The 24,835-nt window shown below is 48.9% G+C and carries 23 protein-coding genes; 14 read left to right on the forward strand and 9 right to left on the reverse strand.

The features are described 5' to 3' along the window. Positions 1-48: 48 nt before the first annotated feature. On the forward strand, positions 49-384 hold the full coding sequence (locus AC4E8D_RS09685) for a cupin domain-containing protein (RefSeq protein WP_339183643.1): 336 nt from the start codon (positions 49-51) through the stop codon (positions 382-384). Next, a complete protein-coding gene (locus AC4E8D_RS09690; RefSeq protein WP_339307689.1) occupies positions 381-2,303 on the forward strand; it encodes an alginate lyase family protein in 1,923 nt (640 codons plus the stop codon). Before AC4E8D_RS09685 ends, AC4E8D_RS09690 begins: the two co-directional genes overlap by 4 nt. A 66-nt stretch (positions 2,304-2,369) precedes the next feature. Here the strand turns inward: AC4E8D_RS09690 and AC4E8D_RS09695 are convergent, their stop codons facing one another. Genes AC4E8D_RS09695 through AC4E8D_RS09715 form a run of 5 tightly spaced genes read right to left on the reverse strand, consistent with a single transcriptional unit; the run spans position 2,370 to position 8,732 of the window. Next, positions 2,370-3,548 (reverse strand): YheC/YheD family endospore coat-associated protein, encoded by a 1,179-nt coding sequence (locus tag AC4E8D_RS09695; protein ID WP_339183647.1) that lies wholly within the window; start codon positions 3,546-3,548, stop codon positions 2,370-2,372. A 35-nt stretch (positions 3,549-3,583) separates the two neighbouring features. Then, on the reverse strand, positions 3,584-4,690 hold the full coding sequence (locus AC4E8D_RS09700) for a YheC/YheD family endospore coat-associated protein (protein ID WP_221823121.1): 1,107 nt from the start codon (positions 4,688-4,690) through the stop codon (positions 3,584-3,586). After that, positions 4,690-6,063: a YheC/YheD family endospore coat-associated protein gene (locus tag AC4E8D_RS09705; RefSeq protein WP_310334037.1), complete on the reverse strand. Its 1,374-nt coding sequence runs from the start codon at positions 6,061-6,063 to the stop codon at positions 4,690-4,692. The genes AC4E8D_RS09700 and AC4E8D_RS09705 overlap by 1 nt, the downstream gene beginning before the upstream one ends. Positions 6,064-6,123: 60 nt before the next feature. Further along, positions 6,124-7,314, reverse strand: a complete 1,191-nt coding sequence (locus tag AC4E8D_RS09710; RefSeq protein WP_339307692.1) for a YheC/YheD family endospore coat-associated protein — start codon at positions 7,312-7,314, stop codon at positions 6,124-6,126. A gap of 50 nt (positions 7,315-7,364) precedes the next feature. Continuing rightward, positions 7,365-8,732: a YheC/YheD family endospore coat-associated protein gene (locus tag AC4E8D_RS09715; protein WP_221823125.1), complete on the reverse strand. Its 1,368-nt coding sequence runs from the start codon at positions 8,730-8,732 to the stop codon at positions 7,365-7,367. Positions 8,733-8,969: 237 nt separating this feature from the next. Here AC4E8D_RS09715 and AC4E8D_RS09720 point away from each other — a divergent pair, with 237 nt between their 5' ends. From AC4E8D_RS09720 to AC4E8D_RS09730, 3 genes are all read left to right on the forward strand, one after another. Then, on the forward strand, positions 8,970-9,317 hold the full coding sequence (locus AC4E8D_RS09720) for a YlbF/YmcA family competence regulator (protein ID WP_036609862.1): 348 nt from the start codon (positions 8,970-8,972) through the stop codon (positions 9,315-9,317). Between the two features lie 114 nt (positions 9,318-9,431). Then, entirely contained in the window at positions 9,432-9,716 is a 285-nt protein-coding gene (locus AC4E8D_RS09725) for a hypothetical protein (protein ID WP_085981456.1), read from the forward strand. A 245-nt stretch (positions 9,717-9,961) separates the two neighbouring features. Then, a complete protein-coding gene (locus AC4E8D_RS09730; protein WP_076209105.1) occupies positions 9,962-11,296 on the forward strand; it encodes a DRTGG domain-containing protein in 1,335 nt (444 codons plus the stop codon). Positions 11,297-11,441: 145 nt separating this feature from the next. Here AC4E8D_RS09730 and AC4E8D_RS09735 read toward each other — a convergent pair whose 3' ends face one another. The 3 genes from AC4E8D_RS09735 to AC4E8D_RS09745 all read right to left on the reverse strand — a co-directional run bounded on the left by AC4E8D_RS09735 (position 11,442) and on the right by AC4E8D_RS09745 (position 12,705). Then, positions 11,442-11,783, reverse strand: coding sequence for a YtpI family protein (locus AC4E8D_RS09735; protein WP_339307695.1), 342 nt, complete (start codon positions 11,781-11,783; stop codon positions 11,442-11,444). Positions 11,784-11,865: 82 nt separating this feature from the next. After that, positions 11,866-12,354: a sporulation membrane protein YtrI gene (locus AC4E8D_RS09740; RefSeq protein WP_017689500.1), complete on the reverse strand. Its 489-nt coding sequence runs from the start codon at positions 12,352-12,354 to the stop codon at positions 11,866-11,868. Positions 12,355-12,375: 21 nt separating this feature from the next. Beyond that, on the reverse strand, positions 12,376-12,705 hold the full coding sequence (locus AC4E8D_RS09745; RefSeq protein WP_026081169.1) for a YtrH family sporulation protein: 330 nt from the start codon (positions 12,703-12,705) through the stop codon (positions 12,376-12,378). A gap of 270 nt (positions 12,706-12,975) precedes the next feature. Between AC4E8D_RS09745 and AC4E8D_RS09750 the strand changes: the two genes are divergently transcribed. The 9 genes from AC4E8D_RS09750 to AC4E8D_RS09790 all read left to right on the forward strand — a co-directional run bounded on the left by AC4E8D_RS09750 (position 12,976) and on the right by AC4E8D_RS09790 (position 23,292). Further along, the gene (locus AC4E8D_RS09750) at positions 12,976-17,115 is read left to right on the forward strand and encodes a DNA polymerase III subunit alpha (RefSeq protein WP_339307697.1); all 4,140 of its coding nucleotides are present in this window, start codon (positions 12,976-12,978) and stop codon (positions 17,113-17,115) included. 304 nt (positions 17,116-17,419) lie between these two features. Then, positions 17,420-17,911, forward strand: a complete 492-nt coding sequence (locus tag AC4E8D_RS09755; protein ID WP_076209104.1) for a phosphatidylglycerophosphatase A family protein — start codon at positions 17,420-17,422, stop codon at positions 17,909-17,911. Positions 17,912-18,195: 284 nt separating this feature from the next. Next, a complete protein-coding gene (locus tag AC4E8D_RS09760) occupies positions 18,196-18,384 on the forward strand; it encodes a hypothetical protein (protein ID WP_017689496.1) in 189 nt (62 codons plus the stop codon). A gap of 87 nt (positions 18,385-18,471) precedes the next feature. Beyond that, complete coding sequence (locus AC4E8D_RS09765; RefSeq protein ID WP_490206143.1) at positions 18,472-18,726, forward strand: hypothetical protein; 255 nt, start codon at positions 18,472-18,474, stop codon at positions 18,724-18,726. A 63-nt stretch (positions 18,727-18,789) separates the two neighbouring features. Then, positions 18,790-19,683 carry an acetyl-CoA carboxylase, carboxyltransferase subunit beta gene (gene accD / locus AC4E8D_RS09770; protein WP_221823132.1) on the forward strand — a complete coding sequence of 298 codons (894 nt, stop codon included), beginning with the start codon at positions 18,790-18,792 and terminating at the stop codon, positions 19,681-19,683. After that, positions 19,684-20,715 carry an acetyl-CoA carboxylase carboxyltransferase subunit alpha gene (locus AC4E8D_RS09775; protein ID WP_339307701.1) on the forward strand — a complete coding sequence of 344 codons (1,032 nt, stop codon included), beginning with the start codon at positions 19,684-19,686 and terminating at the stop codon, positions 20,713-20,715. A 105-nt stretch (positions 20,716-20,820) separates the two neighbouring features. Continuing rightward, positions 20,821-22,248, forward strand: coding sequence for a pyruvate kinase (pyk, locus tag AC4E8D_RS09780; RefSeq protein ID WP_062833547.1), 1,428 nt, complete (start codon positions 20,821-20,823; stop codon positions 22,246-22,248). Positions 22,249-22,349: 101 nt separating this feature from the next. Further along, positions 22,350-22,886 carry an acyl-CoA thioesterase gene (locus AC4E8D_RS09785; RefSeq protein ID WP_237176130.1) on the forward strand — a complete coding sequence of 179 codons (537 nt, stop codon included), beginning with the start codon at positions 22,350-22,352 and terminating at the stop codon, positions 22,884-22,886. A 7-nt stretch (positions 22,887-22,893) separates the two neighbouring features. Continuing rightward, entirely contained in the window at positions 22,894-23,292 is a 399-nt protein-coding gene (locus tag AC4E8D_RS09790; RefSeq protein WP_076209101.1) for an FxsA family protein, read from the forward strand. 98 nt (positions 23,293-23,390) lie between these two features. Here the strand turns inward: AC4E8D_RS09790 and ytvI are convergent, their stop codons facing one another. Further along, entirely contained in the window at positions 23,391-24,509 is a 1,119-nt protein-coding gene (gene ytvI / locus AC4E8D_RS09795) for a sporulation integral membrane protein YtvI (RefSeq protein WP_221823142.1), read from the reverse strand. Between the last annotated feature and the right edge of the window lie 326 nt (positions 24,510-24,835).

Here is a 24,835-nt window from a genome sequence, read left to right on the forward strand (position 1 = left end):
GGTTTAACTACTTCGGTCGCTTATTCACAAGGAAAGGGGAAAAGCAAAATGATTATTAATCATGCGTCTACCGATGCATATATCATAAACGAAACGAGTTCCCGCAAGATCTTGGGCATGGGCGGTACATTAATGATGGTGGAGGTTACCTTTGCTAAAGGTGGTATTGGAGAAGTTCACTCTCATGATGCGCACGAGCAAGTCAGCTATATCGTCAAAGGCAGCTTTGAGGTACAGGTCGGTGAAGAAACTCGTATCTTAAAAGCAGGGGACAGCTTTTATGCCGGTTTTAACGTTCCGCATGGGGTCAAGGCCCTGGAGGACTCCGTCATTCTGGATGTGTTTACCCCATTCCGTCAGGATTTCCTCGAGGCGTCCCAATGAGCGATTTTTACCTTTCGGCAACGGATCTGCAACGGGCTGCCCAATATTATGAAAAACATTTTCCGGAAGAAGCCCGAAATTCGCTCACGATTGCCAATCGTGCCATCCTGAATGAATTTATCGTTCCTTATACCAACGATCTGAATCGCTGGATTCCGATGGGGACACCTGTGGACTGGCTCGACAACCCGACCAATGATCTGGAGTTCACATGGGGCATCAATCGACACTGGCATATGCTCGATCTGGGCAAGGCGTATCTGATGAAGGGCAATCCGCTATATGTAACAGCATTTATTGACCACTTCCGTAGCTGGAGACAGCAAAACCCGGTTTCTGTAAATCTGGTTTATGACGAGGCTGTGTTCTTTCAAAGACCCGGTCCGTGGCGCCTGCTGGAGACGGGACTACGTGTGCAGTCCTGGATATCGGCATATAAATATATGGAAGCGAGTTCACTGATAGACGAAGGTTTTCAGGCGGAGTTCCGACAAGGTCTGGAAGAGCACGCCGAGTTTTTGACCCGTTACCTCGGCAGCACGGAAATCAATCATGCCATTATGCATATGCAAGGCTTGTTCATGATTGCTACGTTCTACCACCAGCACCCGCGAAGTCCACACTGGCGTCAAGTGGCGATGGAACGTCTTGAGCTGTGTTTGCTGCATCAGTTGGGTGAAGAGGGAATACAGGTTGAACTGACAACACATTACCACAATGCCAGCATCGAGATGTTTGGCACGCCTTATCGGTTGGGTGAGATTTCAGGACATCCTTTCTCGAAATGGTATGCCAGCTGTCTACGCCAAATGGCAGCATTTACTGAGGCGCTGATTCGACCAGATCACCAGTCTACCGGTATTGGTGATTCGGATTGGGTTGGCGATGGACGACAACGACTGACCCTGCTTGGAGCGATCCTGGACGATGATGATTTGATGGCTCGCGGAACGGATAGCTCGGAGTGTCTCTGGTTGCTGGGTGTGGAGAAATATGAGCGATGCCTCCGTCTACAGGCTTCTTCTTCTCCGGCTTTGTCGAGCCGGGCTTTTCCGCAGACAGGATATTATGTTATGAGGGACAAGTATCAATATCTTTTTTTTGATGCGGCTGCCATGGGCGGAGCACATGGACATGCAGATGCGCTGAATGTGGAGTGGATGTGGAAGAACCAGCTTTTCTTCACGGACACCGGACGTTACACGTATGAAGAAGGGGAATGGCGTCGGTATTTCAAAAGTACGCGGGCGCACAATACCGTCACGGTGGATGGTCTGAATCAGACACCTTATCTCTCCACACAGCAATGGGGTGAACCGGAGGCTCAGGCCACAACGTTACGTTGGGAGAGCAATGACAGCTATCACTTCATTGATGCTTCGCAGGATGGATATACACATTTGCCAGATCCAGTTACACATCGCCGGTGGATGCTGGCAGGGGTGGAGATTCCTATACTACTAATTGTGGATTGGCTGGAGGCAGAAGCAGAGCATACTCTGGAGCAACGTTTTCACCTGCATCCGCAAGCGGATATTGCGTTGAGGATGAATGAAGCTGGAGAAATGACGGCGGATATGAGCTATGAGGCATCTTCCATAACGCTGACGATGCAATGGGTTACGGCAGGCATCGGGAAGGGAGCCTTCGCGTTGACGGAGCAGCCCGGCTGGGTATCTGAGGTGTATGGTTCCAAGTCGGAAACATCGGTCATCCAGGGCAAGACTGATTTCTCGGGAAAAGTGGGTATTCTGACGTTGTGCCTGCCTGCGGATCATATTGACCAGGTTACATGTGTTACCACATGCCAACTAGAACCTGACCTGATGAGATTGGCATTATCTTATGTGCAAGGTGAGGAAAAAGGGTATATTGTGATTGACAACGATACGCTGCAATGGACGAAAGAACAGAAATAAAAAACAGTAAAGCAGGAGTCTATGCTCGCACTTGGCGAACATAGACTCCTGCTTTATCTAATCCATTCACTTGACTTTCCTTTTTCTTTTTACTCTGGTGGATTTTTGCGAAACGGGCCTGGGAGTGGCTGGTTTTCTGGACGTTCCGGGAGGTCTGTTGCGATATACATATAAGGCATACTCCAGCGGTTGAGTGATGGCTTTATAATAGATATCCCGCTCCCCGATGCGAGCGAATACTTCACGCGCAGGTTTGGGATTAACTTCAAGCAGGTAGATACGTCCGCTTCTGTCAATCGCCAAATCCAGTGCCAGCTCACACAGGTCGCCATACGTATCTTCCAGAAACGAAGCAACATCAATGCCGAATTTCTCTGCAGTTGTGTTAATTTCTGCCCGGAGGTCGTCATCTTCGATCCATTGCTTCATGAGTCGGTTCATCGCTATTGCCTGACCGCCGCCATGCAGATTGGAGGTCACGCTTTTTTCTGCACCCATGCGTCCAGCACATCCAGTAAGCTCCCATTGTCCTTCACCATTCTTCTGAACGAGCATGCGATAATCATGCACACGTCCATTCGGAAGCTGAAGTTGAATCCCCTTTTGTACAAGATACTTGTCTTTCATGTTCCAGTGCTGGAGCAACGCGCCAAGTCGTGAGAAATGAACTTTACGTGGAGTGATGATACGACGTTTCTGATCCCGCCCCTGAACAAGCACCGTATTAGCCTCGCTACTGCTGCGTTCAATGCGCAGAATACCACGTCCGCCTGTTCCATTAATGGGTTTGAGATAGACCAGGGAAGAAACTTTGAGCATCCGGTTTACATCGGACATATCCTGAAATAGAGCGGTTTCCGGCAGGTGTTCACGAAAGTTGGCTTTTTGTAAAAGGGTCTGGTGGATGGTCCATTTATTGCGCAGTGGCCTGTTCAGAAAGAGCAGATGCCCATATTTCTCACGAAAAGCAAGCAATTGCTGGAACCTTCGGTTACGTTGAATCCGGCAGCGATCAAAGATCAGGTCCGGGAATGATCGCCACTCCCTGGACCAGCCTTTTCCCTCATGAAAAACCATGGCTTCAATTTGTTTGCCCCCGGGGTGTACGTCGGCTGGTGTGAATACATAGATATCGAGTCCCCGCTTGCGCCCTTCAAGAATCATTCTGCGATAGACGCTTCGTTCTTCAAGAGCGCGATGTTCATTTAAGTACAACGTCATAATGCCCAGAACAGGTGAGGACACAAACAATCACCTTCTTTTTGCAGTATTCCTGTCTATCATCGTTTGGACTGACGGGCAAGATAAGCGCTGTAGTGAAATATACGTTCCAATGACCGCCGTCTGATCTGTGGTTCATCAAACTTCATGGGCTTTGCATTGGCTTCGAAGAACCAGAGTTCCCCCAGGTCATCAATGCCCAGATCCATGGACATTTCTCCGAGTGTGAAACCAGATCCCCGTTCTACCTGTCTTGCGATCATTAATGAAGTGGATTTCACACGTTTCATCAGGGTTGTTGACATTTCTTCGCCAAAAAGCTCGGTCAGCAGCTTCTCAGGGTCTTCTACGCTCCCGCCGCGCGGCACATGCGTTGTAATGCTGCGGGAGCCAGCAAGTCTCGCTCCTACACCGGTTACGCTCCATTGGCCCTTGGTGTTCTTTTGTACAAGAACACGCAAATCGAAGGGGCGTTTACGAGAGGATGCCAATTCAATGCCTTGTTGCATGATATAGGGCGTAAGTCCGGTTTCTTTGCGAATTCGTGCCCATAACTTGGCAAGTGTAGCTGCTTTATAGGTCGTGCTTTTACGTGTGGTTTGTATTTTGAGTCGGTAGGGAAGTCGTTCTTTTTCCTGAAATTTAAGCATCATGATTCCTTTGCCAGCTTTGCCGCTCTCGGGCTTAAGGTACAGGTAGGGATACGCCCGTAGAACGGCACCCAGAGAAGAAGCACTTCGCATCCGCCGAGTATAAGGGATCAGTTGCTGAGTCGATTTGGACTTCTTCAGCCATTCGAACAGATCCCATTTGTTGAAAAAGAATGGGTTATACAGTTCGATTCCGGATTGCATGCATTCGTCAATTTTACGCTGTACGGAAGGTTTTCCTTCGTCTTCCCGGTTGGGAATACGATTGTACAGAACATGGGGAAGGGGGAAAGGTTGTGAAACCCACTTTCCACTCCCCTTGTTGTACGTATATCCTTTCACGGTGGGACCACTCACGTTCAGATCCCGAACAGTTACAATGTACACCACGTATCCCATGCTTTCGCCTGTCTGTAAGATATCCTGAAAATTTTGATGATTTCCCCTGAACATGCGCTGTTTATCATGCATGGTCAAAACAGCAATGACAGGTTTGAAATCATCATGAAGGCTCATCAAATTTCTTCCTTCTTCCGGAACTTGCTCAAATACAGGCAGTGTTCCAAGATGTGCTCCACCGACGATTTGCCCTCCACCCGGAGTGAAGGGTGACGGAAAATGGAGCGCCCGGGTTTGGCGTTCGCTTCGAACATCCATACATGTTCCTCCTGATCAATGCCCAGATCAAAGCCAATCTCACCAATCAGATGCTGGTGCTGGGTTTCAATCGCCTGGGCCAGTGTAATAGCGACGGATTTGGCATGCTGAAGAACTTCTCCCGCACGATCGCCGAAGTTGCGACTGAGCGCCTGCTCAGGAGTCATTAGGGAGCCGCCATTTTTGATGTGTGTTGTGACGCTGCCACGTCCTGCCTTTTTGGCTCCAATTCCGACAACAACCCATTGATTGTTACCATTTTTATGCATGTGAAAACGAAAATCAATTGGACATTCATCAATCTCAATTAGACGTATTCCCTGCTGAACGACATATCCGCGTAGCTGTTTGCCATGTCTTCCCTGAAGCATGCGCATCAGACTGTTGAAGGACCCAAAACGCAGGAGTGCATTACCGCCTTTTTTGCGATAACGTGCGAAATATCCACGTTTGGGCGAGTAAGTCAGGCGGTAGATCCCGTTCCCCAGACTTCCGGCAGTAGGTTTATAGTAGACGAACTGATGGCGTTCCAACATTTCCTTCATCTGTTCAACGGACGGATTGGTAATTGATTCAGGGATATACCTTCCGGCTGTTGGTTCGTTCTCCAGCAATGTATAGATATCTGATTTGTTGAAGAAGCTCCAATTGAAGAACGGAATTTTCCGACGAATAAATCGTTCCCGCAGTTGGTTAATGGCTGGTGAGAAATCTGAACGACGGCTTGGTAACCGGTTGTAGACGACATCGGGCAGAGGTACCGTTTTGCGGGTAAAGCTTCCGTTATCATTCAGAAAAAAACCGGATACCGTCTCATTCTGCCAATTGATATCCCGGGGAGTAAAGGCATAAATATAGGATTTTCGGCTGCCTTCACGGAGTAACTGTTTGATGAAACCAGTACGGGAACCGAATGGATTCGTGCTCGTCGCAGGCCCATCAGAGAGTACGCCGATCAGTGGACCTAACTGGACCTCATCATTTTGCAAATTCCGGAGATAAATACTGCCCCGTTTCGGAACGTTCATCATATTACGGATACCTGAAGCGAGATACAGATGTTTACCTGCTTTTTTGATTGGTTTGATCGTTGCAGGTACCCGGTCACGCCCGAAGCGAAGGTGCACCGTTTTTTTGCCGGACAGGTTGAGGCTCTTCATTAAAGCGTTGGATACATAAACCACTTTATCCGGTTGCTTGGTGAAATGCAGATTGCAAAAGGTCAAACTCATGATTTATCCTCCTATCCTGAAAAGATCCTTGGGCTCCATGGCAAGCGGGCGCTGCGGGCCTCAGCCGCCGTGAATCGGGATGGGTTTCAGGCCAGCTTTGCTGGATGTATTCGGCAATTTCATTGGACGAATGACGTCCGTGAGAACATGTTGTTGCAACAGATAACGGGCATAGGCAAGCGGCCGGGTATAAGTCAGAGTATGCATGCGTCGGTCGCCCGCTTCTGCAAATGAGGTGCGGCCTGGTTTGGAGTTGACTTCAATTAGCCAGAGTTGGCCCTCTGCATCTGCTCCGAAATCAAGCCCCAATTCGGCTAACCTGCCGAAACGGCTTTCCAGCAGGGTGGGGATAAGAGTAGCAGTCTGCCGGATGCTCTTCAGCAGAGTTTCTGTGCGAATCGTTCCATATCGCTGGAGCAGATATGCGTGGGCAGGATATGCTTTACCCCCACCGTGAAGATTGGACGTGAGTGAACCTTCGGGTCCTTCCCGTACCATATATCCGGTAAGCGTCCAGCGACCTTGCCCATTCTTTTGCATTAGAGCCCGTATGTCGAATGCTCTTCCATGATGGCTAAGCTCCAGATATGGCTGCACGATCATCTTACGCTCAGCCTGATGTAATGCTAGCCAGGAAGATACAGCCTGGGTATGGTTGAATGTAAGAAAAAAGGGTTCATTGTCCTCGTTACGCCCCTCCACGATCCATGTTGATGGAGTCGTTCCCCGAGACAGGCGAAAGGTATTTTTGCCATGAGTCCCGGATACCGGTTTGAAGAACAGTCCTCTGGGCCAACGGTCCAGCCATGTTTCCCAAGGAATATGTGATCCGATCCGGGTTGTGGGAGCAAGTTGTGACCTCAATTCAGGATTTCGGGACAACACACGATGTACCTCCCATTTTCCTGGAAGGGAAGCAGACCAATAACGGTGTTGATCTGTGCCGTTGGTTGGTATCCATTCCTTAAGCTGTTGTCTGACGTACCTGGAGATCGGGCGAAGACAACGATCCATAATGAGATCGACTGCAGGAACAGGTACCGAATTCCACTTCCCTTGATGATAGACATATCCCCATTGAAGAGGGAGATGGACTGCATCATTTGATATCGGGATCACAATAATCTGAAGGGCGTATCGCATGCTCCCCACACTGAGACGACGACAGAAAAGTTCATCTGTAAAGGGAGGTGAGCCTTCGGTTGCACGTACCAGAATGGCCAGTGTCTTGGTCTGAGATGATGGAAACATTACGCTGCACCTCTCCTCTATCAGATTTGTTTCCAGTAGGGAATAACTTTTCAAAAACCCGCCAGGTACGTAGAATATTCAAGCATGGCTTTGACGGAAGGGCGGATCTTGCTCTCACTCAGTGGTGTATTATCATTCTTGGATGGTTTGGAGTTGACTTCGAGCAGCCATACGCGCCCAGTGGTGTCCAGAGCCAGATCAATACCAAGTTCACCAAAATGAGCAGGGATGGCACTCTCAATCCCCTTTGCGATATCCAGTGCTGCGGTGTGCAATCCTGCATAAGCGGAAGCTTTGGCTGATCCAGATAACTGTGTTTTGGCAACAGCATCCTTGACGGTGCTGAGACTTCCACCCCGTGCCAGATTGGATACGTAGTGACTCCCGCCTGCAATCCGGGCGACGATGGAGGTTACACTCCATTTACCTGTACGGTTCTTTTGCACGAGCGCACGGAAATCCACGGGTCTGCCACTGTTGTCAATGAGAGTCAGCCCTTGTTGGATCTGATAACGCGTTGTTTTCATTTTCCCAGACATACTGGCATACAGTTTATCCAGAGAAGTATACGTTTGTTTCCGGGTGCCCCCGACGCCAGTCGCCAGAGTCAGGAAGCTTCCGTCCGTCTGACGTGAGACCCGGATGATCCCTTTACCCAAAGAGCCGCGTACGGGCTTCAGAAATACAACCGGATGTCGATTGCACATCGTCTTGAGCAGGGCTGATGTCTTGAGTAAATGAGACTCGGGAAGAACTCGTTTAAGCGTTGAAATGGACTTGAGTGCGTCAAACACTTCGTTTTTGTCCAGAAACTTTTCATTGAAGGTTTGCGTGCCGTAGAGCGATTTTACTTCTTTCATAAAATGCTGTACGCTAGGTTTGTTCTCAAGCTTGCGGGACGTTAGCCGGTTATTGACGACGTCTGCTACAGGCAGAACAGTCTTTTTCCAGCCGTCATCATACACCCAGCCTTTCATATAACCCGTTACCGCTCCAATATCCTCCGGTGTGAAAAAGGATACATAGGCGCCTTGCTTACGGCAGGCGTTCACCAGTTCTTGACAGAACATCGTGATGGAGCCAAAGGGCCGATCGGGCTGATCGGGATAATCCTGGCTAACCAGTACACTGATGTAGGGTCCAAGACGAAGCGTACGGCTGGCTGAACGATAGGATACCCTCAGAACCGAACGTGGAACGAGACCGGTCTTGCTGGCAACTGTCTGATTGATGCGCAGCCCGTCATACCTTGGTACCGGAATAACAGTGACTTCGCGACGGAAAGATCCAAATTGCAGCTGAAGCGGCCTTCCTGAAGGGATTTTAAGTGCCTTAAGCACCCCTTCGCCCAGCATGATGACGTCGTCCTGCAGGATGCCCGAGCCGGTAACCTGAATCGTTACTTTTTTAGTGGACATCACGGATCTCCTTCCGGGCGGCAACTTGATGTCTGATCTCGAAGTTGAACGGCATCTGAACATGGCATGTGCTTCATCATATGAGGACATATAACCCTTGGTGATTGACCCATATGGATTAAATGCATTTGATTTCGAGGCAGGTTATGGATGGCCTGTTTCAGATCGTCCTTGTTTGACAGCGAAGAAAAGCGTGTATTAGCACGGATGAACAAACCAATCTGAGGAGGAATAATAGTGAACATTTATGACAAAGCCAATGATTTGGCCAAAGCACTGAGAGAAAGCAGCGAGGTGGAAGAGATTACTTCCGCGATGAAGCTGATTGAAGCTGATCCGGATGCAAAAGCAATGCTGGATAACTTCCGTGATCAACAAATGGAACTGCAACAACGTATGATGAGCGGGGATATGCCAGCTCCGGATGAGATGGAGAAAATGGAAAAATTGTTTGAGGTACTGAGCTTGAATCTGAATATCCGTCGCTTGTTTGACGCGGAGCGTCGCCTCAGTGTCATCATTGAAGACGTGAATAAAATTATTGCTGACAGTCTGGGTCATCTGTACGGTGGCGCTGAAGCGTAAAAAAGGTAGTTCAAAAAGGTTGTCTTGTTTTTTTACCTGAACCTTTCATATTGGCTCCTTATCGTTCATAGACTAGACATATAGAGTCGATCAAGAACGAAGGAGCTGTGAATGGTGAAAAGGTTGAAAAAAGCAAAACATGTAATCTATCTGCTTATTGCGTTGTCGATGCTGGTCATAGCACTGCCGCGGATTTCCTTTGCTGGAGGAATGGACTGGGTTAATATTTTTGGCATCGTATGGGTGCTGTTCTCCTTATTAATCGTTGGCGCACATCTGCATTTTATTCTTGGTGTGGATGAAGAGAAGAAGCGTGCGCTGGAAGCCGTTCGTCGGGCGAAGCTGCGGCAGTGGGAGATGAAACTGCTGGACAAGCAGGAGCGGAGCGAGTCTGTATAAAGGATAGAATTACAATCCGTATGCCAGGGCCAACAGCGTTGGTTCTGCCTCTGGAACAAGACCGGATTCCCTTGCACATAAGGGGCCGGTCTTTTTGTTATATACAAGGATCAGGGAATAATCAGAAGATTGAATTCAAGCAGCCCATTTCCCAATAAGAATGGGATAGGAAGTGGGGTTATTTTCCTGACGTCGTGTTATAATAGGTACAGTATAGTACAGATGCATCTTCGGGGGTGGTACAGTTGGACGGACAGGAAGAGAACGTAACGAAGCATGAACAGTTACTTCAACATATTGAACAACTGAAGGTTGGCAGCAAAATATCAGTACGTGGACTTGCGCGGGAGCTGGGTGTAAGTGAAGGGACAGCATATCGTGCGGTGAAAGAGGCGGAGAACTTCGGGCTGGTCGTGACCAAGGAACGAATTGGAACGGTGCGGATCGAGAAGAGACCTCGGGGCATGTCGGAACAGTTGACCTTTGCTGATGTTGTGACCATTGTGGAGGGCCATGTGCTGGGGGGGAACGAAGGTCTCACCAAACCGCTGCACAAGTATGTGATTGGTGCGATGAAAGAACAGGCAATGGCCCGTTATATTGACGCTGGGAGTCTGCTGATTGTAGGTAACCGTGAAGATGCTCACTCGCTTGCCCTCGAACAGGGAGCGGGCGTGTTGATTACGGGTGGTTTTGGGACAAGTCGTGAAGTAAGAATTATGGCTGACGAGCTTGGGCTACCCATTATCTCTTCCAGACATGATACATTCACAGTGGCTTCAATGATTAACCGTGCGATCTTCGATCGGCTGATTAAGAAAAAAATTATGCTTGTTGAGGATATCATTGGTCAGAAACCTCGCTTGCAGGTATTGAAGGTGACCAGTTCAGCCGCAGATTTTCATATGCTGGTGTCGGAGACGGGTGAACATCGCTTCCCGGTGGTGGATGAATGGAACCGGGTCATCGGGATTGTGAGTCTGAAGGATGTCAGTGAGCTGAAAGAAGATCAAAGTATTGAGAAATGTGTGATACGCCGCCCGATTACGGCTTCATTGCAGACATCTCTTGCTTCTGCTGCCCAGATTATGACCTGGGAAGGCATCGATTTTCTGCCAATCGTGGATCGGAACCGCAAACTGATTGCGTCCGTCACACGCAAGGAAGTGCTTCAGGCCATGCGGGATGCACAGAAGCAGCCACAACTGGGAGAGACGTTTGATCATCTGATCTGGAACGGGTTTGCTGAGGAGCGCGGTGAACAGAACGAATTGTTATTCCACGGATTCATCATTCCTCAGATGGCAACGGATCTGGGTACGATCTCCGAAGGTGTTCTGTTGAATGTGATGACACAGGCTGGCCGGCGGGCAGCGTGGGATGTTACAGGGAACGACCATGTGGTCGATAATGTAACGACGTATTTTGTTCGACCGGTACAGATTGAGGATCAGATCCTGGTTCGACCGTTAATTCTGGAAACCAGCCGTCGAACCTGCAAAATGGACATTGTGGTTACCCGTGAAGGCAGTGTGGTATGCAAAGCGGTAATGACATTGCAGTCGATTGACCATGCCTAGCAGGGTACGTTGCCTCGGGCATAGACAAAGAGAGTACTCCCTGACCAATAAGCTCTGCCGGGTTGCGCTGTCGCGCGGTTCTGGCTTCGCTTAACGAAGGGGAAGTACTCTCTTTTTGCAGACACAATGATAGCGCTGCAACGGATCATGCAGATTGTCCGGAGGTTTTACCTGATCCCTTATTGGACCGTTGTTGAAGCCGCGCATAATAACTGCGGTTACGTATTCCGGCAAATACATTATACGCACCCATAATCAGAAATAGCGCTTCCACAATCACGGATAAAGTGGAACCCGTGAAGACAAACATCAGAATCAGTGCAAGCACGACAAGCATGCCACCCATCCAGATATTTGTCCACGAACGGTACAGACCGGCGCTGGTAGCATCTGAACTTCTGTGTGAACGAATGCTGTTCAACGCTGCAAAAACCATGGCAACAGCAAAGATGGCGATTAGAGCATATTTGAGTACATCAATGAACACAAAGACGCAGCTCCTTTTCTGGAAAGCATTTACTGCCCTTATTGTACCATGCAGAGATGCAGACAAGGGCAGTTTTTTGCTGTTACGCAGGAACGTGCATGCGAATCTGTACCCAAACTTGCAGTACGCCTTCCATAACCAGCATCGTTTTGACCTGAACGGTGTACTCCTTTTCCCTGACCGAGTAGACTTTCTGATTCAGCATGATTCGCGTCATTTTGCTATACTCATCGATGTTGAATACATCTCTGCCCCGAAGTACCTCAAGTTCGTCTCCGAGTTTCTGTAACATCACTTTCAGAGAAGCTTCGTCTGGCCCCTTATCCGATTCTTCTGCACGGACCTTGATTTCCTTGATAACGGTTTGGCGTTTACTGTATTTTTTCAGCGTTTTGATATCCTCCTCATTCTGATGCAGCTGAAGCTGCAGCTCCTGATTGTTCAGCCATAACGCATTGTAACTCAGGTGAAATACACCGTTGTAGACGACACATCCAGCGATCATTCCCAGAACAAACACAGCGGTCATTCGCATCAGCGGGCGGTAACGGGAAAATGGCGGAATTCTCATGAACGCTGTTCCTGTCTCATATTAGCTCCGGCCTCCGCCGCACACCCATTTCACCAGCTCGGTTCCCATATGTGCGCCCATAAAAGCAGAGATCAAATACAGAATTTGTTTGACCGCCGGAGACAGGTTACCATCCAGGAAATTGCTCTCGATGACACGCATGGGATCTATTGTGCCGCCGACAGCGGCTGCGAGTGCCCATATCTTTATTTTCCCGGAAATATCGAGCATCGTCTGTGTCGGAGGCTGAAGTGAAATCACTGCTCCAATACCTCCGATCATCGCGCCGCCCAGCACGATTCCAAACGCAATAAAGAAATCAAGAATGGCTTTGGACAAAAATGTGCTCACTGGCAACACCCCTTTCAGACCTAGCAGCACACCTCCTGTCTTCGGTCTGTCACAGGGGGAGCGGCTTGTACTTCTATTGTATGGGCGTGCCCCCGAACGTTATGATAAAATAGAATAATAAAGTCTCCTTTTTATGAGGTTGTCACGAATTTTAATAGGAGATTCCATTTTTTTTTTTTATTTAATTCATATATATATGAGATAGATAGGGTAGCAGACGGATCAGAAGATCGATGCTGCGACTATCTGCGGCGAAAGGAAGAAAAAAACATGAGTTCTTTTGTGCATTTGCACGTTCACAGCGAATACAGTTTGCTGGACGGCGCTGCGCGTATTCCGGATCTCGTGAATAAGGCTGCAGATCTCGGAATGACGACACTTGCGCTGACCGACCATGGCGTGATGTATGGTGCAATTCCTTTTTATAAAGCATGTATGGAGAGAGGCATCAAGCCGATTATAGGGTGCGAGGCATACATGACAGCAGGGTCCCGCAAAGAGCGGGGAAGCCGCAAGGATCAACCGATTCATCATTTGATTTTGCTGGCCAAAAATATGACGGGTTACCGTAATCTGATGAAATTGTGCTCCATTGGACATCTCGAAGGTTTTCATTACAAACCCCGTGTAGATATGGAAAGTCTGGCTGCCCATCACAAGGGCATTATCTGTCTAAGCGCATGTCTGGGTGGTGAAGTACCACAGCATCTGCTGCATGGGCGAGAAGAAGAGGCAAGACGTGCCGCGTTACGCTACAAAAATATCTTTGGTGCCGATTTCTATCTGGAACTTCAGGATCACGGGCTTTCCGAGCAAAAAAGGGTAAATCCGCAATTGATCAAACTGGCTGCCGAGCTTGAGATTCCGCTTGTAGCGACCAATGATGCACATTATCTGTCGGAAGAGGATGCTGAGCTTCAGGATGTGCTGATCTGTATCGGAACGGGCAAGACCGTGGATGATGAGACTCGGCTTCGGATTGGAACCAATCAGCTCTATCTGAAAAGTGAAGAAGAGATGGCTCGTTTGTTTCCTCATGTACCCGAAGCTCTGGCGAACACCGTCCGCATTGCGGAGTCCTGTGAGTTGAAGCTGGAATTCGGCAAATCGATTTTGCCGGAATACAGACCACTTCCCGATGGACTCAGCCCTTCGGCGTATCTGCGTCAGCTGTGCGAAGAAGGAATGGAGGAGCGTTATGCGCAGTCCACACGTTGGACAGATGCGGAGCTTCGATCCGAACTCGAACAACGATTAGCGTATGAGCTGGGTATAATCGACAGCATGGGATTCTCGGATTATTTCCTGATTGTTTGGGATTTTATCGCCTATGCGCATAAACAAGGCATTGTTACTGGACCAGGCCGTGGCTCCTCGGCAGGTAGTCTTGTAGCGTACACTTTGCATATTACCGATGTTGATCCGATGAAATACAACCTGCTCTTCGAACGATTCCTGAATCCGGAGCGGATCTCCATGCCGGATATTGATATTGACTTCAGCGATGAACGGCGAGATGAAGTCATTGATTATGTCGCGCATAAATATGGCAAAGCCCATGTCGCCCAGATTATTACGTTTGGAACGATGGCTGCCCGTGCAGCCGTACGTGATGTTGGACGGGCACTGAATGTGCCTTATGGTGAAGTGGACAAGGCTGCAAAGCTGATTCCGGCGCAGCTTGGCATTAACATTGAGCGGGCCATGGAAGCTACACCTGAACTGAAGGCGCTGTATGAAACCAAGCCTAAGACACGTGAGCTGCTGGATATGGCGATGAAGGTAGAAGGTATGCCACGCCATGCTTCGACGCATGCAGCGGGAGTGGTTATATCCCGTGACCCGCTAACCGATGTGGTGCCACTTCAGGAGGGCAGTGAAGGGACAGCATTAACCCAGTATTCCATGGAAAACCTGGAGTCTATTGGTCTGCTTAAAATGGACTTTCTTGGTCTGCGTACCCTCTCGATCATTGAGCGTTGTGTGCGCTGGATTGGGGAACATGGAGAAATTCCGGACTTCCGTCTTATTCCCGATGATGATCCGTTAACGTACGAGATGCTTGGGCGAGGGGACACGATGGGCATATTCCAACTGGAGTCTGCCGGGGTACGCCGTGTGCTGAAAGAGATGAAGCCAAGTGGTTTTGAAGATGTAATCTCTGTACTTGCCTTGTACCGTCCGGGCCCGATGGAGTTCATATCCAAATACATTCAGGGCAAGCATGGACAGATTGAAGTGGATTACCCCCATGTGGATCTGGAGCCTATCCTGAAAGATACGTACGGCATCATCGTGTATCAGGAGCAGATCATGCAGATAGCCTCTCGGATGGCCGGTTTCTCGCTGGGTGAGGCAGATTTGCTTCGCAGAGCGGTCTCCAAGAAGAAACGGGAAGTGCTGGATCTGGAGCGTGGACACTTTGTACAAGGCAGCCTGAAACAAGGGTATAGCGAAGAAGAGGCAGACCTGGTCTATGATATGATCGTCAAGTTTGCCAACTATGGCTTCCCGCGGGCTCATGCCGCGGCATATGGTGTGCTTGCGTTCCAGACAGCGTATCTGAAGGCGCATTATCCGGTTCATTTTATGGCATCCATGTTAACAGCCGTAATGGGCAGTCATCGGAAAGTGGCAGAGTACGTGGTGGAATGTCGACGTATGGACATGGAGGTGCTTCCGCCGGATGTGAATGAGAGTGGTATTCTGTTCACACCTGTATTTGTGCCATCCGGCAGCGCAGGAGCTGGGAATCAGAGCAATGTATTGCGGCAGACTGCGGGAGCAGATGCAGAGAGTGACGCCGGAAGCCCTGCCGAAGAACATGCCACGAACGGTAACGAGAGTTCCTTCAGGGAAGATCGCGTTCATGAGCATGATGGGCATTCGGGACAAGCCGAATATGGTGAAGCACCTCTGCCGGATGATCCCGGTCCTGGACCCGAAGAGGACAGTGGTAAATATGAGTGGCAGGCAGCAACATCCATGCCTGAGACATCCGACAACCGGAAGGAACCTGGATTGGTGACGGCTTCTTCAATGGAAAATGGTAATGACGAGGGACAAGAGGCGTCTTCCTCGCGCGCGGAGCAAGGGGAACTCTCCTCAGCAGAGAAGAACGTTGCAGTGTCTAATGATAATCCGGATGAGGAAAAATTAACGGGCGCAATACGATTTGGTCTGGCCGCTGTGAAAAATGTCGGTACCCAGGCAATGGAAAGCATTATGATCGTAAGGCAGGAGAGACCGTTCGACAGTTTGCTCGATTTTTGTCGTCGTGTGGATCTGCGTGTATGCAACAAACGTGTGATTGAATCGCTGATCCAGGCCGGAGCTTTTGATACATTACCTGGGCACCGGGCTCAATTGCTCGCGATGCTGGATGAGACTGTTGAAGCGGCTCTGAAATGGCGCAAGGAACGCGAGGATCTGCAGATTCAATTGTTCGACTTTGTTGAGACGCCAAACTGGGAGATTGAGTATCCGGATATTCCTCCTTATTCCTCAGGGCAGCAACTGGAGCTGGAGCGTGAGTTGTTAGGTTTGTATCTCTCCGGGCATCCGCTGGATGACTATGAAGATGTGCTGGAATCGAGTGGGGCTGACCGGATCATGGAGCTGACCGAGGCGGCAGACGACACGATGACCGTCGCCGCGGGTATGGTTGTGTCCGTGAAGTCGATCACGACGAAACAGGGCAAGGCTATGGCGTTCATGGAGCTGGAAGACCAGATCGAACGCTGTGAAGTGGTTCTCTTTCCCGAGGTATGGCGGCGAAGCCAGCAACATGTCGGGAAAGGTGAACTGCTCATCGTGCGTGCCAAAGTGCAGCAGCAGGACGAAGGGTTTAAGCTGCTGGCTGAGGAAGTGGTGCCGTTGTCACCGGCGGCACTGGAGCAGCAGCTGCGCAGCCGCGCCCGGCGCGGCAAGCCCGGCAGCGGCAGCTCTTCGCGCCCGGCGCAGGCGGCTTCGTCGCGGCGGCCAGCGGGCGCAGGAGCCGAAGCGCAGCGCAGCAGCGCAGGCGGGGATGCTTCGGCTGCGCGTAGCAGCGGGAGCCACGGCTCGGCAGCGACGCGCAGCGATGCGGCGGGCATGGGCGCAGCCACGGCGGCGGCTTCCCGGCCTGGCGGTGCCGCAGAAGCGGCAGGCAGCCCGGCGCAGAGCCGCGAACCGCGGGCCGTGGAGCAGCGGGTGTTCGTGAAGATTGCCCCGCATGCGGAGAAGCCTGAGCTTCTGTCACGTCTGAAGCAGCTGCTTCAGGAGCATCCCGGACCTGTGGCGACAGTGCTCTTCTATGAGCAGCAGCAGAAGCTGCTTGCGCTGAGTGATGCCTACCGGATTAAGCCATCACCAACCTTGTTCTCCGAGATGGAGAAAATGCTGGGTGAAGGCACAGTCAAAATTAAATAAGAGGCTGTCCCATAAGTGATAGCACTTATCCATAGTATGAAACCTGTTTGGCTCAATGCTGAACAGGTTTTTTTGTGATTATTTTAGCGAGGTTCCCTGACGACAGGGTTTAAACAGATGAATGACAGACTTGTTATAGGCCAGCTACAGACCAGAGCGGAATGTACAAACCTGCAACATGTCCTGGGTGCGACTGGTCTTAACCATCCGCACATTTTATGAACATTTTAACAGGTTGCTGCATACACTTGAGAACACCGAAGGACCTCGCGGTCCTCGGGGGATTGATGCGGGAGGTCGAGATATGTCATATGAAATCGTAGAAGCCATGCTGGCCCGGCGGGGTGTACAGATTGATGCAATCGCAGCAATTGTATACCGTCTGCAAAAAGGGTACCACCCCGAACTGACCTTGGACGACTGTGTAACCAGCGTGAAATCCGTTCTGCAGAAACGAGAGGTGCAATATACGCTCTATACGGGTATTGCTCTCGACGAACTTGCGGAGAAAAAACTCTTGCCCCAACCGTTACAGGCTATTATGGAAGCGGATGAATCCCTGTATGGAGTGGACGAGACTCTGGCCCTCGGCATTACTCATGTGTATGGTATGATCGGTTTAACCAGCTTTGGTTACCTGGATAAAGAAAAAATAGGTGTAATTCATGATTTGAACGAACACACAACAGCCATTCATGTCTTTTTGGATGATCTGGTCGCAGGGGTGGCCGCTGCGGCTTCTGCCCGGATTGCACACAAAAATATTAAAGCCAAAAAATACCCCTCAGACCTTTAACCTCCTGTATTTCCATGCTTGCCTGTTATGGTTAATCTAATGGCTCATATGAAGGTCTACAAGGGCGGCTGACGCTGCCCTGATAAGCTTGTGGCTGTTTATGGAAGAGGTAGGAACAAGAAGATTTCGTCAACCATATGAGTTATTCGTGGGGGACTAATGTCCCTCATGATCCCAAATTCTCCCCAAAGGTCCCGAACCCTTTCTTGCAGAAAAAAAGTGAGGTATGTTATCATTAGTCCAATATACGGGCTCTGAACATTAGCTTAGGGGGCGGACAAGGCATGTGGACGGTGATTTACATTGCACCGACAGCAAAGGTTGCGGACAAGATCAAGACCAAGCTTTCGGAAGAAGGTTTTCTGGTACAGACCCGTCCCATCAGTTTATCCAAGCAGCAATTTGAGATTCGCGTCCCTTCTGGGGAATTGGAAGAGGTCCAGGAAGTGTTGAATTCCATTCTGCATTCCTGATATGTTCGACATCGACGTGCCTTGGCAGATGAAGAAGTACCATCGGTACATAAGGGACTAATCGCGTAAGCGGAGAGAGGAATCGACTTGCATGTATTGTATGCTGCTGTCCTTCCTTCTTTTTTTGTTAGGACAAGGACCGACCTGGTTGCTACCGGAGACCCTACCAAGATAGATTCAAACATCGGCGCAACAATCTTTCGGTTTTTGCAGGTAACATCAATCGTGCTGACAGAAGCCGCTGATCCTTGCCCTGTACCGGCGGATTTTTTTGTTGTGAATGCTGGACAAGGCCCAGGGCAGCGTGTGGGTCGTAAGCGGTTTACCGTAGCACGCGGATGAAGCTGCCACAAGCAGCGCTCTGCAGGTTGCGGCCATCAAATCAACGGCTGGAGAGGTGTAGTTGTGTTCAAAGATATATTCCAGAAGAAACGGAAGTACGCTACCATACCTTCCGAGCGTGCACTTCCCGGCGAAGGCCAGGAAGTCCTAGAACGCCCAAAACGTGAAATACCTGAAGGGCTTATGAACAAGTGCAGCAAATGCGGCACCATTCAATATAGCAAGGAATTGGAGAAAAATCTGAAAGTATGTCCTGCCTGCGGTTACCATATGCGTCTTAACGCTATGGAGCGCATTGCTATGGTACTTGATGATCAAGGATTTGTTGAATTTGATGCTGATATGATATCGGTTGATCCACTTGGCTTTCCTGGATATAGCAACAAATTGGAACAACAGCGTCTGAAATCGGGCCTGAAGGAAGCGGTAATTACAGGGGAAGGAACTATTGATGGCCTGCCTGTAGTTGTGGCTGTCATGAGCTTTGATTTCTTCACAGGAAGCATGGGTTCTGTTGTGGGGGAGAAAATTACCCGTGCCGTTGAGCATGCAACAGAGAAACGGTTACCATTGATTATTTTCTCTACATCAGGTGGTGCCCGGATGCAAGAGAGTATTCTCAGCCTCATGCAAATGGCCAAAACAAGCGCAGCTTTATCCCGTTTGGATGAACAGGGCGGGCTGTACATTTCGGTCATTACGGACCCAACGACAGGTGGAGTCTCGGCAAGTTTTGCGAGCCTGGGCGATATTAATATTGCCGAACCTGGCGCTGTATTTGGTTTTGCCGGCAGAATCGTTATCGAACAGACGATCCGTCAGAAGTTACCTGATGATTTCCAGACGGCTGAATTTAATATGCAACATGGTCAGTTGGACATGGTTGTGCACCGGAAAGAACTACGGACCACTCTTGGTAAGCTTCTGGATATGCATAGTGAAAAAGGAGGGGTCTAAATGGCGGGTGAGTTGCCATATGAAGCGCCTCTGGTTGAGATGCGCAAAAAGATTGATGAACTCGTACAGTTTGGACAGGAAAAAGGCATCGACTTCACGGACGAGATTGCCCGCCTGGAAGAACGTTACCATAGACTTGAAGAAGAGATCTACACTGGCATAACAGCAGCTCAGAAGATGCATCTGGCCCGTCATCAGCAGCGCCCAACGGCGCTGGATCTGATCCAGCTGATATTTACGGACTTCATTGAGCTGCACGGTGATCGCATGTTCGGAGACGATCTTGCGGTTGTTGGCGGACTTGCCAAGTTGAATGGAAAGACAGTAACGGTAATCGGACAACAGCGGGGGAAAGACACGAAGGATAATATCGCCCGCTTTTTCGGCAGCGCTCATCCAGAAGGTTTCCGAAAAGGACTTCGTCTGATGAAACAAGCGAACAAATTTGGTCGTCCTATTATTACGTTTATTGATACTAAAGGGGCATATCCGGGTAATACTGCAGAAGAGAGAGGTCAATCGGAAGCGATTGCTCGCAACCTCATGGAAATGGCGAAGCTATCGGTTCCTGTTATTGTTGTGGTCATCGGCGAAGGTGGAAGCGGCGGTGCCCTCGCTATGGCTGTGGGTAATCGTGTGTTGATGCTGGAACATGCGATCTATTCTGCAATCTCTCCAAACGGAGCTGCTTCGATTCTTTGGAAGGATGCATCCAAGGCAGATCAGGCGGCTGAAGCCATGAAAATAACAGCCAAAGACTTGCTGGAGATGGAAGTCATTGAAGAGATTGTCCCTGAGCCACGCGGCGGTGCTCATCGGGATTATGAAGCGTCTGCTGCTTTCATCAGTGAAGCTTTGGTCCGTCATCTCGACGAGATGAAGGGTTGGAGCGGGGATCAGCTGAAACAGGATCGTTATGAGAAATTCCGTAAAATTGGATCGGTCACGATTGAACCTCAAGCCTCCATTGAAGCCCCTCAAGAGCTTGTAGAAGTCGATGTTGCGAGTAATTTGTCGGGAAATGCTGAATAATGTGACGAATTTCCTATACAAATGAGCAAAAGTATAGTAAATTTAATAGTTGGAAAAAGAAAAATAGATAAAGAGTAATACCTTTAAAATCGGAGGAAACCCAAAATGCGTAAAACGAAAATTGTATGTACCATTGGTCCATCCAGTGAATCTCTGGAGAACACCAAAAAATTGATTATGGCCGGTATGAATGTGGCCCGTCTGAACTTCTCCCACGGTGATTTCGATGAGCACGGCGGACGGATCATTGCGATTCGCCAAGCATGCGAAGAGTTGAACAAAACAGTAGCGATCCTGCTGGACACCAAAGGACCGGAAATTCGGACAGGTAAACTCGAAGTTGAACCGATCGAATTGGTTCAAGACGAGTACATCACTTTGACAACAGAAGAAATTCTGGGCACCAAAGAACGTCTTTCCATTACGTATACAGATCTTCCGAATGATGTTGAACCGGGATCTACAATTCTGATCGACGACGGTCTGATCGGACTGACCGTGGTGGAAGTACAAGGCACCGAGATCAAATGCCGTATCGTTAACGGCGGATCGATCAAAAGCAAAAAAGGTGTTAACGTTCCGGGCGTTGCCATTTCTCTGCCGGGTATCACCGAAAAAGACGCTAACGATATCGTATTTGGTATCGAACAAGGTGTCGATTTCATCGCAGCTTCTTTTGTACGTAAAGCAAGTGACGTACTTGAGATTCGTGAACTGCTTGAAAAACACAATGCTGGACATATCCAAATCATCTCCAAAATCGAAAACCAACAAGGTGTTGATAACCTCGACGAAATCCTTGAAGTGTCTGACGGCCTGATGGTTGCTCGTGGAGACCTGGGTGTTGAGATTCCTGCGGAAGAAGTACCTTTGGTACAAAAACGCATGATCGAAAAATGTAACGTTGCAGGTAAACCGGTTATCACAGCTACACAAATGTTGGATTCCATGCAGCGTAACCCACGTCCAACACGTGCGGAAGCAAGTGACGTGGCAAATGCAATCTTCGATGGTACGGACGCAATCATGTTGTCTGGTGAGACAGCTGCGGGTAAATACCCAGTTGAATCTGTTCTGACCATGTCCCGTATTGCTGAAAAAGCAGAATCTGCTCTGCCTTACCAAGAGTTGTACCTGAAACAACGTGTTGCTCAACAAACAACAGTTACAGAAGCAATCAGCCAATCGGTTGCCCTCTCAGCTCAAGATTTGAACGCAAAAGCGATCATCACTTCAACTGAATCAGGACACACTGCACGCATGATTTCCAAGTATCGTCCAGAATCTCCAATCATCGCTGTGACTACGGAAGATAGAACTTCCCGTCGTTTGGCTCTGGCTTGGGGTGTAACTCCTGTCAAAGGAAGACTGGTTGATTCGACGGATGCTTTGTTCGAAAACGCAATTGAAGGCGGCGTAAAATCCGGACTTGTTAAAGAAGGAGACCTGGTTGTGATCACAGCAGGTGTACCTTTGGGTCGTTCCGGTTCTACCAACCTGATTAAAGTAAGCCAAATTCCAAACAACGCTTAATAGCGTCTTGGATGGAGAAGCAACAGGAAAGAAGCAATGGGGCTTTATTGTCCCGTTGCTTTTTTTCCATCTTCTTGACACTTTACAACGAAGTAACACGTATGAATGACAGAACGAAGGAGGCCGATAACGTGCGAGAACAGAGCAACGGCAGCTGGTATGCGGCACGTCTTCGTGTACGCTATCAAGAAAGTGACCAGATGGGCGTGGTCTACCACGCGAACTATTTGAATTGGTTTGAAATCGGTCGAACTGAGATGATTCGCCAAATGGGGTATACATATCGTAAAATGGAGGAACAGGGGTTACTGCTTCCCGTAACCGGACTGGATGTGAAGTATCACAAGCCTGCCCGATATGATGATGAGATTATCATTTTCACCCGTATTGCTGCATTTAGTGGTCTGCGACTGAATTATGAGTATGACGTAAGACGCATGTCTGAAGAACCTGATGAGCATATGGCGATTGGAGAACGGGTATGGTTAGCTGATGAATCACTTCCAGGTGAACGCCTAGTTACAGGCTCTACCCAGCATGTATGGGTGAATGGGGACTGGAAGCCGGTTCGGCTGGATAAGGCAGCCTCTGAGCTATACAGCGCGCTTGAAAAGGTGTGGCTTTTGGGAAAGGGGTAATACGTCAATGCGAAAATGGATGTGGGCTTTACTCTTAATCATTCCGGTGATTGAATTATTTGGTTTTATTCTGATGAGTGACTGGATCGGAGCCGGAAAGACATTGCTTCTCATGATTCTCACGTCCTTGATTGGTATAGCAATGTTGCAGTTTGAAGGGCGAAAAGTACTTGTGGACGCCAAATCCGAGATGGAGCGTGGCAAGGTACCTGGAAGAAAAATGGTCGATGGTCTTTTTATTTTTGTCGGTGGTTTCCTGCTCTTGATTCCAGGTTTTGTAACGGATCTGATCGGGTTTACACTAATATTTCCATTAACACGTCCGGTTTACCGTCTGTTCTTCCTGGGGTGGCTGGAGAAAAAAATGAAAAGTGGAAAAATTACGTTTTATCGTCGTCCGAAATGAAGCACCAGTTGTTATGCATAATGGAAAAGGCTCCGCTCAGCAGATAATTTCTGTTGAACGAAGCCTTTTCTATTTTTCCTGTGTCATAAGATGATGCCTCATCGGACACGTCCGTTGATGATATACGTTCTGAGGTCGCGTAATACGTTAGCCCGATTGAACGCATCGAGAATCACGAGACTGACAGGGCCAATGATCAAGCCCAGAACACCGAACAACTTCAAACCCACAAACATGCCAACCAGCGTGGCGAGTGGGTCGAGCCCAACACTGCTTGCAAGTACCTTTGGTTCAATAATCTGACGAGCGATCAGTAAGATCAGATAGATAATACTAATGCCAATACCCAGATACAGATCCCCATTCATAAAGAGGTATGCTGCCCAAGGCACCATGACAAGGCCAACACCCAGATAAGGAAGCAGATCGACCAAACCAATCATCAGAGCGATGGTGAAGGCTGAATTGACTTGCAATATAAGCAGCCCAATCATAACGAATAGTGCTGTAATCGAGATCATGATTAATTGTGCTCTTGCGTATCCGAACAGGGCCTTCTTAAGGTCAGTCCATATATCGGAGATCGGCTTGCGAATGGAAGAGGGCACCCATCCCGATACGGTGATGTTGTGCCTGGTCCAACTTTTGCTAATGAAGAATGTAGACAACAGAACAACGATTAATACCGCGCCCATGTTCGGCAGGGAAGTCAGCAGACTCAGAATCATGTTGAAAAATCCGGTGACCAGATCTGTGACGGCTGTACCCACCGTCTCAGTTGTTTTACTAATATTGCTGTTGATGGTTTCCTGGTAGTTGGGATTTTCCTTGTAAAATTCATTGATCTGCGCAGTCAAACTTTGAATGGTGTCATTCTGGGTCCAGCGCACAAACGTGTCCTTGATCTCATCAACATGAAGATCAAAGCTTGTCGTAAGTGAAATGACTTCTTTTACCATGCGGGTAATCGCCGCAGACAGTACTACCGCAATGGCTCCAAAATAAAGGATCAATGAAAGAGTCACAGCCAGCCAGCGGGGGAATCGTGCTCGATGCTGAAGCAGTTTCACTAAAGGATTCATGGCATAGGCGATAATCCAGGCAATCGCAAAAGGGTACAAAAGCGGGAACAGCAAGTATATGGCAACGGCGATCAGAACGGCCGCAATGATAACCCATAAGCCGCGGAGCAGGCGTTTCATTATGATTCTATCCAAGCATCAACTCTCCTTATTTCAATTAAGCCGACCTATGTATGATCCATAAAGCAGTATTAGAAATAGATGGCTATCTTAATTAATATAGAGCATTTACAAGGTTTTGAAACGCCGGGATGTTACCAGATCTTGTTCAAAAGCGGAGTTTTTGAACAAGATCTGCGGGGATTCTTTCTTTTGCCTAGAGTATGCCTTAGTATTACAGAATATAGCAATAGAAAGTTCTTCATACGACAGGATTGGTTAAAAAACATTAAATGTCAACCTTGTTTTTGTAAAGGCTTTCAAAAATGCTTTATCGGTCCGATAAAGAAGTTTGGCCTTGA

The organism is Paenibacillus sp. SRL342, assembly GCF_984798905.1.

Bases quoted from the DNA above. Each gene is read 5' to 3' on its own strand.
- AC4E8D_RS09785 (WP_237176130.1), top strand. From the start codon at position 22,350: ATGAATGACAGAACGAAGGAGGCCGATAACGTGCGAGAACAGAGCAAC.
- AC4E8D_RS09755 (WP_076209104.1), top strand. From the start codon at position 17,420: ATGTCATATGAAATCGTAGAAGCCATGCTGGCCCGGCGGGGTGTACAG.
- AC4E8D_RS09790 (WP_076209101.1), top strand. From the start codon at position 22,894: ATGCGAAAATGGATGTGGGCTTTACTCTTAATCATTCCGGTGATTGAA.
- AC4E8D_RS09775 (WP_339307701.1), top strand. From the start codon at position 19,684: ATGGCGGGTGAGTTGCCATATGAAGCGCCTCTGGTTGAGATGCGCAAA.
- pyk (WP_062833547.1), top strand. From the start codon at position 20,821: ATGCGTAAAACGAAAATTGTATGTACCATTGGTCCATCCAGTGAATCT.
- AC4E8D_RS09750 (WP_339307697.1), top strand. From the start codon at position 12,976: ATGAGTTCTTTTGTGCATTTGCACGTTCACAGCGAATACAGTTTGCTG.
- AC4E8D_RS09705 (WP_310334037.1), bottom strand. From the start codon at position 6,063: ATGAGTTTGACCTTTTGCAATCTGCATTTCACCAAGCAACCGGATAAA.
- AC4E8D_RS09710 (WP_339307692.1), bottom strand. From the start codon at position 7,314: ATGTTTCCATCATCTCAGACCAAGACACTGGCCATTCTGGTACGTGCA.
- AC4E8D_RS09715 (WP_221823125.1), bottom strand. From the start codon at position 8,732: ATGTCCACTAAAAAAGTAACGATTCAGGTTACCGGCTCGGGCATCCTG.
- AC4E8D_RS09760 (WP_017689496.1), top strand. From the start codon at position 18,196: ATGTGGACGGTGATTTACATTGCACCGACAGCAAAGGTTGCGGACAAG.
- AC4E8D_RS09690 (WP_339307689.1), top strand. From the start codon at position 381: ATGAGCGATTTTTACCTTTCGGCAACGGATCTGCAACGGGCTGCCCAA.
- AC4E8D_RS09740 (WP_017689500.1), bottom strand. From the start codon at position 12,354: ATGAGAATTCCGCCATTTTCCCGTTACCGCCCGCTGATGCGAATGACC.
- AC4E8D_RS09685 (WP_339183643.1), top strand. From the start codon at position 49: ATGATTATTAATCATGCGTCTACCGATGCATATATCATAAACGAAACG.
- AC4E8D_RS09700 (WP_221823121.1), bottom strand. From the start codon at position 4,690: ATGAGCCTTCATGATGATTTCAAACCTGTCATTGCTGTTTTGACCATG.